The following is a 406-nucleotide window of genomic DNA, read 5'->3' as shown; positions in this document are numbered from 1 at the left end:
TTCTTCCGGTGATTCAGCACCTGCGGCGGATCTCCAGCGCAGGCGACCGCTTCCCTGTTGATAGAGATCGTATCGGTCATCGTGCCGTCGGCATGCTGAAGCATGCGCAGCGCAATCCTGAGCACGGTCCTGCGCGGTAACGCGAGATTGACCGCCGCCTTCCCGCGTACCGACTTGCCGCCCCGCTTGACCCCGCAGAGCGCGAAGCTTACGTGGTCCGGAAGATCCGGCCCGTAGCCCGAGCCACCCTCCGCTCCGATCAAACTGTCACCAACGCGGAATAGCGGATGTGTTGTCACGCCTCACTCTCCGTTACGCGTGCCGTTCGACTGAAACGCAAAAGACGTAGCGCAGAGCGCTCGGCCTCGTCGAGCTCGCCCTCTTCTATGCGTGCACTGCCCTGTGC

The 406-nt window shown here is 63.1% G+C and carries 1 protein-coding gene; it reads right to left on the bottom strand.

All coding sequences use genetic code 11. The features are described 5' to 3' along the window. The coding region (locus GR197_RS31650; RefSeq protein WP_164016638.1) for a hypothetical protein at positions 1 to 299 on the bottom strand (299 nt) is incomplete at its 3' end. Positions 300 to 406: the final 107 nt, after the last annotated feature.

The organism is Rhizobium phaseoli (assembly GCF_010668805.1).
Classification (GTDB): Bacteria; Pseudomonadota; Alphaproteobacteria; order Rhizobiales; family Rhizobiaceae; genus Rhizobium; species Rhizobium phaseoli_A.
This window is presented reverse-complemented; position numbering and strand designations above follow the sequence as displayed.